Consider the following 12,503-nt stretch of genomic DNA (forward strand, 5'->3'; position numbering starts at 1 on the left):
ATGCTCCGTACGCGGGGACTGACCAAATCGTTCGGCGGCCTCGTCGCCGTCGACGACGTGGACTTCGAACTGGGGACCGAACTGTGCTCGCTCATCGGTCCCAACGGCGCCGGCAAGACCACGTTCTTCAACCTCCTCACGGGGGTACTCGAACCGACGGCGGGGACCGTCGAACTCCGCCGTGACGACGCGTGGGACGACATCACCGACGCGTCACCACACGAGACGGCCCAGCGGGGCATCCACCGCTCGTATCAGGTGACGAACGTCTTCCCGAACTCTACGGTGTTAGAGAACGTCCGCATCGCCGAGCAAGCCGCCGGCAACGATTCGACGGCGCTCTGGCGGAACGTCGACCACTTCGAGGCGTACGCCGAACGCGCCTACGCGAAACTCGACCGGGTGGGGCTGTCCCACCGGGCCGAGGAGGCCGCGAGTACGCTGAGCCACGGCGCCAAGCGGAAACTGGAGGTCGCGGTCGCACTGGCAGGCGACCCGGCGGTCCTCCTGTTGGACGAACCGAACGCCGGCGTCTCCTCGGAGAGCGTCGACGAGGTGCGTGACCTCATCGAGGACGTCGCCGAGGACCACGCCGTCCTGCTGGTCGAACACAACATGGACATCGTGATGGACGTCTCCGAACGCGTCGTCGTCCTCCATCAGGGGGCCGTCATCGCCGACGGCCCGCCGGAGGACGTTCGGTCGAACCCGGACGTGCAGTCTGCGTATCTCGGCGGCTACGAACCGGGGAGCCTCGACGACGGCGCGGCGTCCGGGGACCCGGAAGGAGGGCTCTCGTGAGTCTCCTCGAACTCGACGGCGTCCACGCCTACTACGGCGACAGCCACATCCTCGAAGGGGTCGACCTCTCGGTCGAGGACGGCGAGGTCGTCGCCCTCGTCGGCCGCAACGGCGTCGGCAAGACGACGACGCTCCGTTCGATTCTCCAGTTGACGCCGCCTCGCGAGGGCGAGATTCGCTTCCGGGAGGCGTCGCTGGTCGGACTGGAGACCCACGAGGTAGCCCAGCAGGGCGTCGGGTGGATTCCCGAGGACCGCCGGATCTTCTCGCAGTTGACCGTCGAGGAGAACCTCCGCGCGGCGATTCCCGGATCCGACGGCGTCTCTGACGGACTGGCACTCGCCTTCGACTCGTTCCCGATCCTCGAAGAGCGCCGTCGACAGGAGGCCGGGACGCTCTCGGGCGGCCAACAGCAGATGCTCGCCATCGCCCGCGGCCTCGTCGGCGAGAACGACCTGCTCTTGGTGGACGAACCGAGCGAGGGACTCGCCCCGCAGATCGTCGCCGACGTCGCTGAGGCGCTGTCGGAGGCAAGCGAGGACGCGACGATGCTCCTCGTCGAGCAGAACCTCCCGCTGGCGCTCGACCTCGCCGACCGGTTCTACATCGTCGACAACGGCCGCGTCGTAGACACTGGCGACGCCGACGCGGTGAGTGCCGACGACGAACGGTTCAGGAGGTACCTCTCGGCATGATTCTGGAAACGCTCGCGGACTTCCTCACCGTCTCCGAACTCGGGAGCGTGCTCGTCGAGGGCCTCGCGAAGTCCGCACTGTACGTGATGATCGCGAGCGGGCTGACCCTCATCTTCGGCCTGATGGGCGTGTTGAACTTCGCACACGGGTCGCTGACGATGGTCGGCGCGTACCTCGGCGGGCTGGTCATGGTCCTCACGGTCAGCCAGTCGACGGGACTGGTCGGCCGCCTCGGCCTCTTTTTCGTCGCCATCGTCCTCGTCTTCGGTGCGCTGACGCTGCTGGGCGGCGCCATCGAGACGACGATCATCAGACCGCTGTACGACCGCCCGCCGATCTACCAGATTCTGCTCACTTTCGGCCTGACGCTCGTCGTCGACGAAGTGGTCCGCATCGTTCTCGGTCTGTACGGGATGCAACCGCTCTCGGACTGGCAGGCGGCGCTTGCGACCAAGCCACAGTTGCTCCGGGAACCGGCGGCGCTCGGCCCCATCGAGGTGCGGTGGCTCTCCGTCTTCGAGATTCTGCTCGGCGTGCTCACCGTCGCCGCCATCTGGGCGTTCCTCACCCGTACCCGGTACGGCCTCTACATCCGCGCCGGCAGTGAGGACACGGAGATGGCGTCGGCACTCGGAATCGACGTGCGACAGGTGTTCACCGTCGTCTTCGCGCTGGGTATCGGCCTCGCTGGCGCGGCCGGCACGCTCCTGATGTGGGACGTGGCGTGGGGCGCAAGCGTTCCCCTCGCCGCCGAGACGCTGCTGCCGGCGTTCATCGTCGTCATCGTCGGCGGCCTCGGTACGTTCCGTGGCACCGTCGTCGCCTCGCTCGTCGTCGGGATGACCGACTCGACGATGACGTGGTGGTTCCAGAACTACGTCACGTTCACCGGCCTCCCCGAACTGATGTTGTTCCTCGTGCTGGTCGTCACGCTCATCGTGCGGCCACAGGGACTGTTCGGCGTCGAGGAGGTGGGCGGCCATTAGCACCGACACCGACACCCAGTCCGCCGCCGTGGCTGGGCTCGACTGGCCGACCGATTACCTCCGTGCGCACGTGCCACATCTGGCGATAGTGTCGCTGCTGGCGCTGTACCCCTCCATCTACCACCTGCTCGCGAACTCGCTGGGCCTCTACGAGGCGGAGATTCTCCTGCCGGGCGTGGAGACGATGACGGCCGTCCTGTACTTCGGTCTGTTCGCGATGTCGTTCGACTTCATCAGCGGCTACACCGGCTATCTCTCCTTCGGCCACGCGGCGTTCTACGGCACCGGCGCGTACACGGTCATCCTCGTCGCGAACGGGGCCGTGCCGCTGCTCGGACCGGGGACGCCGTTCGTCGTGTCGCTGCTCGTCGCCGGTCTTCTGGCGGTCCTGCTGGCGCTGGTCGTCGGCCTCGTCTCCTTTCGCCTCTCGGGGGTCTACTTCGCCATGATTACGCTCGGCTTCGCGCAGGTGCTGTACGTGTTCATCCGCGGGTGGGACTACGTGGCGAGGAACCCGCGGGACGGTCCCTCTGTTGGGCCGACCCACTCCGAAGGGTTCCAGCTAGGCGTCCCCGGCGTCGACCAGTTGAACGTCGCCATCGGCGTCCTCACCGGCGACGAAGTGACGATGCTGGGCCACACGCTCGGTGGCACCGCCGTCTCCTACTACGCCATCGGCGCGGTGGTCCTGCTCTGTTACTTCGCCATGCAGCGCATCATCCACTCCCCGTTCGGTCGCGTGATGATCGCCATCCGGGAGAACGAGGAGCGCGCCGTCGCCATCGGCTACGACACCTATCGCTACAAACTGGCGGCCTTCGCGGTCAGCGGCTTCTTCGCCGCCATCGCCGGCGGCCTGTTCGCCGGCTTCCGCCGCTCTGCCAGCCCCGAGAACTCCTTTTACTTCCTGACGACCGGTGACGCCCTGCTGGCGAGCATCATCGGCGGGTTCGGGACGCTGGCCGGCCCGCTGTTTGGCCGTCTGTTCGACGAGACTGTCCGGGAGTTCCTCTCGAAGTCCGGGCAGGGCGGCGGCCTCCTCCCCTATCTCCGGGCCGGTCTCGGCGAGGAGACGCTGTCGACCCCCGTCGTGGGGAACACGAGCCTAGGGACGCTCATCGACACCCTGCTCAACGGCCACGCGAGCCTCTACATCGGTATCGTGTTCGTCCTGTTCGTCCTCTACGTCCCAGACGGACTGCTCGGAACCGTCCGACAGCGCGTCGGCGGAAAGCTCGCACACGTCTCGGCTGTGCGGTTCGGTGACGGGTCGACCGCGAACGCGACCACCGACGACGCGACCGGGGAGGAGGAATGACGGTTCACGTCACCGGTCTCGGAACGTACCTCCCGGACGTGGTCCTCACCGGCGCGGACATCGCCGCTCGGACCGACATCCCCGAGGCGGTAGTCGTCGAGAAGATGGGCGTCAGGCAGAAACACGTCTGTCCGCCCGACGAGGACCACCCCGCGGAGATGTGCGTCGCCGCCGCCGAGGACGCCCTCGCTGACGCGGCCCTCCGGCCCGACGAACTCGATGCGGTGCGCTATCACGGCAGTGAGTTCAAGGACTACGTCGTCTGGAACGCCGCCGCGGCCGTCGCCCACACCCTCGGTGCGGACGGCGCGTCGGCCACCGAGAGCTACGCCCTGTGTGCCGGCCTGCCCGTCGCTCTGCGGGAGGCCCGAGCACTGCTCGATGCGGACGCCGGGATGGACCGAATCCTGCTCGTCGCCGCCAGCCGCGAGGAGGACCTCGTCGACTACGACGACCCCGACACCTCGTTCATGTTCAACTTCGGGAGCGGTGCCACGGCGCTAGTACTGGAGGCGGACGCACCCGACCGCGCGCTCGCTCGCGTCCGCGAGAGCGCCTCGCTGACGGACGGTAGCTTCAGCGAGGACGTGGTGATGCCAGCCGGCGGGACGCGGCGACCGCCGAGCGAGGACTCGGTCGCGAACGGCGACCACGCGCTCCGCGTCCCGGACCACGAGCGGATGAAACGCCGCCTCGGTGAGGTGAGTCTGCCGAACTTCAGGCAGGTGGCCGACGAGGCGCTCGACCGCTCGGGCTACGACCGAGCCGACGTCGACTTCGCCGCCATCACGCACATGAAGCGCTCGTTCCACGAGACGCTGTGTGAGAACTTCGGCCTCGGGCCAGACGACCACCTGTATCTGGACGAGTACGGCCACGTCCAGAGCTGTGACCAGGGGCTGGCGCTCGACGAGGCGCGGGACGACCTCACCGCCGGCGACGTCGTCCTCTGTCTCGCCGCCGGCACCGGGTACACGTGGGCGGCCTCGGTGCTGGAGTGGTGTGCCTGACGACGTTCACATGGTAACGTTTCCCTTGAAAGGGGTTCCGTGACTATCCTACGATATGCCAGACGCGTACAACGACGGCGTCCGTCTCGCCTACGAGCGGGCGGGACCCGTCGACGCCGAGACAGTGGTGTTCGTCGAGGGACTGGGCTACGGTCGGTGGATGTGGCGCTGGACCCGCCGCGCCGTCGACGACTACGAGACGATTCTCTGGGACAACCGCGGCACCGGTGCGTCTAGCGAACCGGCGGGACCGTACACCGTCGAGCAGATGGCGGGCGACCTCTCGGCAGTGCTGGACGACGCCGATGTCGACGCGGCACACGTCGTCGGCGCGAGCATGGGCGGGATGATAGCCCAGCAGTTCGCGTTAGACGACGACCGCGCCGAGTCGCTGACGCTCATGTGTACGTCGCCGGGTGGCCCCGAGGCCGTTCCGGTGCCCGAGGAGACACAGGCGCGGATGTACGAGGTCCCCGAGGGCTACGACGAACGGGAAGCTATCCGGCACAAGATGGCCCCCGCCCTGACGGACGCGTTCGCCGACGAGAACCCCGACCTGATAGAGCGAATCGTCGACTGGCGACTCGACAGCGACGCCAGCGACCGGGCCAGAGAGTTGCAGGGCGCGGCCGTCGCCGAGTTCGACGTCTCGGACCGACTCGACGAGATTCGGCTTCCGGCGCTGGTTCTCCACGGCACCGCCGACCGCGTCGTGCCGCTCGAAAACGGCGAACTGCTAGCCGAGGGGCTACCCGACGCCGAGTTCCATCGGCTAGAGGGCGCACCCCACCTCCTGTTCGTCGAACGTGCCGAGGACGTGAACGACTACCTCACGGAGTTCTTAGAGGATGTCTGAGTTCGCCAGCGGTCCGCAGGAGTGGGTGGGCGCGTGGAGCGAGAAGCGGGCCGCCCTGACGCCGGACCGCGACGGCCTCGTAGACGCGACGACGGGCGCTCGGTTCACCTACGCCGACCTCGACCGCCGGGCGAACCGGACCGCGCGACTCCTCCGGGAACACGGCGTCGAAGACGGCGGTCGGGTCGCCGTCGTCTCGCGCAACCGTCCCGAAGTCGTCGACCTGTTCTTTGCGACGGGCAAGACCGGCGGCGTCCTCGCACCGCTCTCACATCGCCTCGCGCCGCCGGAACTGGGTGAACTCCTCGAACGCGTCGACCCCGCGCTGCTCGTCGTCGAGACGCCGTTCCTCGCCGACGTGCGCGGGGCGATGGCTGAGACAGACAGCCTCGATACGGACGTGCTCGCTGTCGAGGCGAGCGACGGAGCAGGCGACGGGGCCGACGTCGACGCGCCGACCTACGCCGAGTCCCTGCCGGCACCCGACTCACCCGTCGAGACGGCCACGCTCTCGCCCGAAGACCCTCATCTGCTGCTCCACACCGGGGGGTCGACCGGGACCCCGAAGGAGACGGTCATCACCCACCGCGGCGTCGTCTGGAACTCGCTGAACACCATCACGGCATGGGGGCTGCGCGACGACGACGTGACGCCGATGGTGTTCCCGATGTTTCACACGGGCGGATGGAACGTCATCACGGTCCCGCTCTGGCACATGGGTGGCACCGTCGTCATCGCGCGGGAGTTCGACCCCGGCGAGTTGCTCCGCGTGATAGACGAGGAAGGCGGGTCGGTGCTGGTGGCGGTGCCGGCAGTCCTGCGGATGATGACCGACCACGAGCGGTGGGCGGACACCGATCTCTCTTCGCTCCGCGTTGCTAAGTCCGGTGGCGGCCCCTGTCGTCAGTCGGTGATGGAAACGTGGTGGGACCGCGGTATCGACCTCTCGCAGGGCTATGGCCTCACCGAGTGCGGCCCGAACAACTTCGCGATGCCCGAGGGGTGGCCCCGCGAGAAGGCCGACGCCGTCGGGACACCGGCGATGCACGTCGCCGCGCGAGTCGTCGAGGACGGCGAGGCAGTCGAGACCGGCGCCATCGGGGAACTCCAACTGCGCTCGCCCCACGCCGCCGCCGGCTACCTCGACAATCCCGACGAGACCGAGGCGACGTTCGGAAGCGGGTGGGTCGCGACGGGTGACCTCGCTCGTGTCGACGAGGACGGCTACTACCACATCGAGGGGCGAAAGAAAGATCTGTTCGTCAGCGGCGGCGAGAACGTCTATCCGGCGGAAGTCGAAGACGCCATCGCCGACTACGACGCCGTCGCCGAGTGCGTGGTCGTCCCCGTCTCCGACGACCAGTGGGGGCAGGTCGGAAAAGCCGTGGTCGAACTGACGCCGGGCGTGGCGGCGTTCTCGCTAGACGCCCTGCGCTCGTTCCTCGACGGTCGCCTCGCGCGGTTCAAACATCCTCATCACCTCGCGTTCGTCGACGAGATGCCGACGAGCGGCCCCGACAAGATAGACCGGCAGGCCGTCACCGAGCGGTTCGGCGAGTGAGGTCCCGTTACCCGGTGACAGCGACACCACCCAGTTACGTCGAGTATCGGGTACACTCATACCGACCGGCGCCGAAGTGTTAGCTGACTATGGTTTCAGTGTCGAGCGTCCTCGTCGTCGGTGCGACCGGGAATCAGGGCGGCGCGGTCGTTGACCACCTCCTCGCCGCCGACACCGACTTCGAGGTGTACGGACTGACCAGAGACACAGACAGTGACGCCGCGCGCGCACTCGCGGCCCGGGGCGTGACGATGGTCGAGGGGGACCTCTACGGCCCCGAGAGCTTCCGCGACCACGTCGCGGCCGTCGACGGCGTCTTCGCCGTCACCAACTTCTGGACCGAGGGGTACGACGGACAGGTCCAGCAGGGCCAGAACCTCGCCGACGTGGCCGCCGAAGAGGGCGTCGAGCAGTTCGTCTTCAGCGGCGTGGGCGGCCACGAGCGTGACACCGGCATCCCGCACTTCGAATCCGCGTGGGAGATAGAGCAGTACGCGCGGGACCGCGGACTCCCGATGACGGTCCTCCAACCGACGTTCTTCTACCAGAACCTGGAGGGGTTCGTCGAGAGCATCGTCGAGGACCGGACGCTCGCGTTCCCCCTCGAAGCGGGCGTGGGGTTGCAGATGGTCGACGTGGCCGACGTCGGCCACGCCGCGGCCGTCGCCTTCGAACGGCCGGACGAGTTCGTCGGCGAGCGCTACGAACTGGCTGGCGACGAGAAGACGCTCGACGAGACCGCCGCACTCGTCTCCGAGGTGTCTGGCCTCGACGTCGAGGCGTATCACGTCCCCATCGACGAGGCCGCCGCTCAGTTCGGCGAGGAGTTCGCCGTCATGTGCGAGTGGTTCAACGAGGTCGGCTACGACGCCGACGTGGCGGCGCTCGAAGCGACGTTCGGCTTCGAGTTCGCCGACCTCGAAACCTACCTCCGTGCCCACGGGTGGGAGGACAAGTCCGAGATGGACCAAGTGCCCGGGTGGGTCAAGGCATCGTAGGTACCCTCGGCCCCGTCTCGACGTCGACCTCACTCGACGCGCTCGACGCCAGCTATTTCGAACCTCGCCCCGCCCTCGGCGCTCTCGGAGAGGGTCACGTCCCACCCGTGGGCGTCGGCGATGCGGTCGACGATGGCGAGTCCGAACCCGGTACCGTCGGGACTGTTCGAGTAGCCGCTCTCGAACACCCGCTGGCGTTCGTCCGGGGATATGCCCGGCCCGTCGTCCTCGACGTAGAAGCCCGTCCCGTCGTCCAGCGGCCCGACTCGGACAGTCACCGACTCACCGACGGTGTCGGCGTCTTCGACGGCCGAACGACCGCGTTCCACACTGTCGTCGGACGCCGTCTGACTGCCCGTCGAGCCATGCTCCACGCTGTTGCCGAAGAGGTTCTCCAGCAGTTGTTTGAACCGACTCTCGGAAGCGTAGATACGGCCGGTCGCGTCGGCGTGGAGCGTGGCCGCACCGGTCGCGACGTTCTGCCAGCAGGCGGTGACGAGTCTGTCGACGTCGACCGGTTCCGTCTCGTCGATGCTCTGGCCGCTCCGGGCCATCGAGAGTAGCTCTTCGATCAGTTGGTCCATCCGCGCGAGCGCACGCTTGCCTCGTTCGAAGTGTTCTGTGTCACCGGTCGCCTCGGCCAGTTCCAGCGAGCCTTCGAGGACGCTGAGCGGATTCCGAAGGTCGTGGCTGACGACGCTCGCGAACTCCTCCAATCGCTTGTTCTGTCGAGTGAGTTCCGACTCTCGCTCACGAAGGAGCGACTCGCGTTCGACGCGCTGGAGCGCGACCGTGAGCGTCGACACGAGGATGTCGAGGATGGCCCTGTCCGTCTCACTGAAGGCGTCCGTCCTTGCCGCAGAGACGATGAACACACCGTAGTCTGTCACGGGATAGATTATGCCACTGCCCGCCGGCGTGTTTCCCGCCAACCGGTCGTCGTCGTCGGTATCCTCGACGTAGAGCGGGTCCGAACCCTCGAACACCTCCCAGACGACCGATGCGACGGGGTCGTCGCTGTCACGCTCGTATTCGGGTGCTTCGTCGATACCCCCCCGAACACAGTCCGCGTCGGTGACGAGCGTCAATCGCTGCCCGTCCTCACTGAGGGCGTGGTAGCCGGTAATCTCGGCGCCGATGACTTCCCGCGCCGTCTGGACGGCGACCTGCGCGCTCCGTTCGGCTGTCTGGGTCGCCATCAGCGCTCGCGTCCGCCGCTGGATTAGTTCGAGTTTCTCTACCTGTTCTTTCCGTTCGGTCACGTCTCGGACGACACAGACGAGTCCGCCGTCGTCGAGACGCGTCAACGACACCTCCTGTGGGAACGTCTCACCGTCCGCTCGAACACCGGTGGCCTCGCCCAACCACTCGCCCGACTCGCGGAATTCGGGGAGCACCTCGCGTCCGAGCCGCTCTATTTCTGTCTCCGAGTAGCACATCCGCCAACTCTCGCCGAGGAACGCCGCCGGGTCATCGTAGCCGTACACCTCTGCGTGGGCCTGATTGACGAAGACGTACTCGTCGTTCGCGTCTAAAATCGCCATACCGTCGGTGGTCGATGCGAGGGCCGTAGAGCGCGCTTCGAGTTGTTGCTGTCGGGCCTTGTGGTCGGAGATGTCCCTGCTGTTCACTACGAACTGCACCTCTCCACCGACCTGTGCGCGGCGGATGTGGACTTCTGCGGGGAACGTAGTGCCATCGCGACGACGGAACTTCGTCTCCAGTTCGAACCGGTCGCCGTCGTCGAGGCGCTCCCAGATGCGGTTGGCCTCGTCTACCTCGACGTTTACGTCGATGTCCCAGACGGACATTCCGACGAGTTCCGACTTGGTGTACCCCAACTCCTCGCAGAGCGTGGGATTCGCATCGACGATGGTTCCCTCGGCGTCGTGAACCGCGATCATGTCCGGCGAGTTGTCGAAGAGGCTTTCCAGACGCGTGGTCGTCCGTTCGAGTTCCGTCCGTGTCTGCTGTGCCTGTATCGCGTGTGCGATGTCGTCCCCGAGTTCGGACAGGAGCGTCCGTTCCGAATCGTCGAAGGCGCTCGGCCGGTCGGCGTAGACGGCGAGGAGGCCGTAGCAGGTCCCCTCGTACGACAACGGGATCGCGGCGACGGCTCGGAACCCGTAGGTCAGTGCATCCTCTCGCCACGGTTCGAATGCGGGGTCGCTACGGATGTCCTGCGAGACGGCTATCTGCCCCGTTCTGAACGCTCTGCCTGCCGGACCCTGTCCGGTCGGCGTCTCGTCGACAGTGATCGTCACGCCGTCGAGATACGAGGCATCGACCCCCGCCCAGTTCGTCGGTTCGATGGTCTCAGTCTCGGGGTCGTGCCGACCCACCCACGCGAACCGGTACGGCTCCGCGTCGCTGAGTAACTCACAGACGCGGCGCTCTATCGCCTCTCGTGAGTCGGTACGGACCAGCGCCCGATTGATCCCCCGCATCACACGGCTCACACGCTCTTGCTCCGCCGCTCGCCGAGCAGCCCGGTGCTTCTCGACGGCGGTCCGTATGCGATCTGACAGCACCTCGTAGCGTTCGCTGCCGCCCTGGTTCCGTAGATAGGCCGTTGCACCCATTGTCATCGCCTCGCTCGCCACCGCCTCGGACCCGTCGGCGGCGAACAGGACGAACGGAAGATCGGGATACGTCGTACGAACCGCATCGAGGAATTCCAATCCGTCGCGATTTGCCATCTCGAACGCCGAGACGACACAGTCGATAGTGGCCGCATCGAGTACTGCCATCCCCCCGGATACGGTCGTCGCCGTTCGGACGGAAAGCCGCTCATCGGTCCGTTCGAGACGTTCAGCCGTCGACTCCGCGAGTTGGGCGTCGTCGTTCACGTAGAGGACGGGAACCCCGTCAGCCATGCCACATAGTACATTTGAGTGAACAAGTAGCTATCGTCACATTTTATTATGTGATATTCGGGAGTGACGACGAACAGGTCCGGGACACAGCAGTCGTCCGGGTACACAGCGGTCGAAAGAGCGACGCAGAAACGGGTCGAAGCGGCCGTTACGCCTCGTCGAAGAGGGTGTCGCCGTCGACCATGTGTTCCTCGACGGCGTCCATGTCGAGGGTGAGGCCGAGACCCGGCTCTTCGGGAATCTCGATGTAGCCACCTTCGATGACGTCCTCCTCGACGAGGTCCTCCCACCAGCCGAGTTCGTAGGAGTGGTACTCGACGGCCAGCGAGTTCGGCACGGCGGCGCCGACGTGAGCGCTCGCCATCGTCGCGATGGGCGAGGAGACGTTGTGCATCGCCACCGGGATGTAGTACTGGTTGGCGACGTCTGCGACTTTCCGGGTCTCACGCATCCCGCCGACCTTCGGCATGTCGGGCGCGATCATGTCGACCGCCTGATTCTCGATGAGGCGGCGCTCCTCGGTCACGCGGTAGCGGTTCTCACCGACGGTGATGGGCGTCGTCGTCGACTTCGTGACCTCCTCCTGCACTTCGAGGTTCTCCGGCGGGACGGGGTCTTCGAGCCACCAGACGTCGTACTCCTCGATGGCGTCGGCCAGACGCTTTCCGGAGCCACCGGAGAACGTCCAGTGACAGTCGAAGGCCACGTCGGCGCGGTCCTTGACGCGTTCGGTGACCTTCTCGACGATCTCGGCTTTGTGGCGGATCTCGCCCGGGCGGAGGTGACGGTTCGCTCGGTCCTTCTCCAGCCCGCTGGGCACGTCGAGGTCGAATTTGAGGGCGTCGTAGCCCAGTTCCTCGACGACGCGCTCTGCCTCGTCGGCGCAAGCCTCGGCGTCGGCCTCCTCCTCGGTGTGACAGTCACAGTAGACGCGCATCTCGTCGCGGTACTTGCCACCGAGGAGCTGGTAGGCCGGAATCTCCAGAATCTTCCCGGCGAGGTCGTGGAGTGCGACCTCGATGCCCGCGATGGCGGTGACGGTGACGCCCTCGACGGAACCCTCGCCGGACATCTTCTGGATGAGGTGTTCGTAGAGGCGGTCGATGTCGAGTGGGTTCTCGCCCACCACGAACGGCTTCATGCGCTCGATGAGTTCCGGGACACCGGCTCCCCAGTAGGCCTCGCCGGTACCCACGATACCGGCGTCGGTGTAGATGCGCACGAGCGTCCACGGGAAGTTCCCGTCGACCATCGTCGTCTGGACGTCCGTAATCTCGACGTCGCGGCCACCGCCGCGTTTCGCCGTGACGCCCATCGTCTCCGAGGAGAGTTCGCGCATCGTATACTCAGCGTTGGGGTCGTGCAGGTCAGCGTAGTCTACGTCGTTCGCCAATCCCATGGT

The 12,503-nt window shown here is 66.6% G+C and carries 10 protein-coding genes; 8 read left to right on the forward strand and 2 right to left on the reverse strand.

Features of this window, described 5'->3' with window-relative positions; translation table 11 throughout:
• The 8 genes from IEY28_RS04455 (at window position 1) to IEY28_RS04490 (ending at window position 8,225) form a co-directional block, all read left to right on the forward strand.
• Window positions 1-801 carry an ABC transporter ATP-binding protein gene (locus IEY28_RS04455; protein WP_188994909.1) on the forward strand — a complete coding sequence of 267 codons (801 nt, stop codon included), beginning with the start codon at window positions 1-3 and terminating at the stop codon, window positions 799-801.
• A complete protein-coding gene (locus tag IEY28_RS04460) occupies window positions 798-1,496 on the forward strand; it encodes an ABC transporter ATP-binding protein (RefSeq protein WP_188994911.1) in 699 nt (232 codons plus the stop codon). The genes IEY28_RS04455 and IEY28_RS04460 overlap by 4 nt, the downstream gene beginning before the upstream one ends.
• Window positions 1,493-2,482: a branched-chain amino acid ABC transporter permease gene (locus IEY28_RS04465; RefSeq protein WP_166969986.1), complete on the forward strand. Its 990-nt coding sequence runs from the start codon at window positions 1,493-1,495 to the stop codon at window positions 2,480-2,482. Before IEY28_RS04460 ends, IEY28_RS04465 begins: the two co-directional genes overlap by 4 nt.
• A gap of 115 nt (window positions 2,483-2,597) precedes the next feature.
• Window positions 2,598-3,800 (forward strand): branched-chain amino acid ABC transporter permease, encoded by a 1,203-nt coding sequence (locus IEY28_RS04470; RefSeq protein WP_396275515.1) that lies wholly within the window; start codon window positions 2,598-2,600, stop codon window positions 3,798-3,800.
• Window positions 3,797-4,810: a 3-oxoacyl-ACP synthase gene (locus IEY28_RS04475; RefSeq protein WP_188994913.1), complete on the forward strand. Its 1,014-nt coding sequence runs from the start codon at window positions 3,797-3,799 to the stop codon at window positions 4,808-4,810. Before IEY28_RS04470 ends, IEY28_RS04475 begins: the two co-directional genes overlap by 4 nt.
• A 55-nt stretch (window positions 4,811-4,865) precedes the next feature.
• The gene (locus IEY28_RS04480; RefSeq protein ID WP_188994915.1) at window positions 4,866-5,666 is read left to right on the forward strand and encodes an alpha/beta fold hydrolase; all 801 of its coding nucleotides are present in this window, start codon (window positions 4,866-4,868) and stop codon (window positions 5,664-5,666) included.
• Window positions 5,659-7,227, forward strand: coding sequence for an AMP-binding protein (locus tag IEY28_RS04485; RefSeq protein ID WP_188994917.1), 1,569 nt, complete (start codon window positions 5,659-5,661; stop codon window positions 7,225-7,227). The genes IEY28_RS04480 and IEY28_RS04485 overlap by 8 nt, the downstream gene beginning before the upstream one ends.
• A gap of 89 nt (window positions 7,228-7,316) precedes the next feature.
• The gene (locus IEY28_RS04490; RefSeq protein ID WP_188994919.1) at window positions 7,317-8,225 is read left to right on the forward strand and encodes an NmrA/HSCARG family protein; all 909 of its coding nucleotides are present in this window, start codon (window positions 7,317-7,319) and stop codon (window positions 8,223-8,225) included.
• A gap of 29 nt (window positions 8,226-8,254) precedes the next feature.
• Here the strand turns inward: IEY28_RS04490 and IEY28_RS04495 are convergent, their stop codons facing one another.
• Complete coding sequence (locus tag IEY28_RS04495; RefSeq protein WP_188994921.1) at window positions 8,255-11,101, reverse strand: PAS domain S-box protein; 2,847 nt, start codon at window positions 11,099-11,101, stop codon at window positions 8,255-8,257.
• Between the two features lie 148 nt (window positions 11,102-11,249).
• Window positions 11,250-12,500, reverse strand: coding sequence for a mandelate racemase/muconate lactonizing enzyme family protein (locus IEY28_RS04500; RefSeq protein WP_166970000.1), 1,251 nt, complete (start codon window positions 12,498-12,500; stop codon window positions 11,250-11,252).
• Window positions 12,501-12,503 lie beyond the last annotated feature (3 nt).

Source organism: Haloarcula pellucida (genome assembly GCF_014647235.1).
GTDB classification, from domain to species: Archaea; Halobacteriota; Halobacteria; order Halobacteriales; family Haloarculaceae; genus Haloarcula; species Haloarcula pellucida.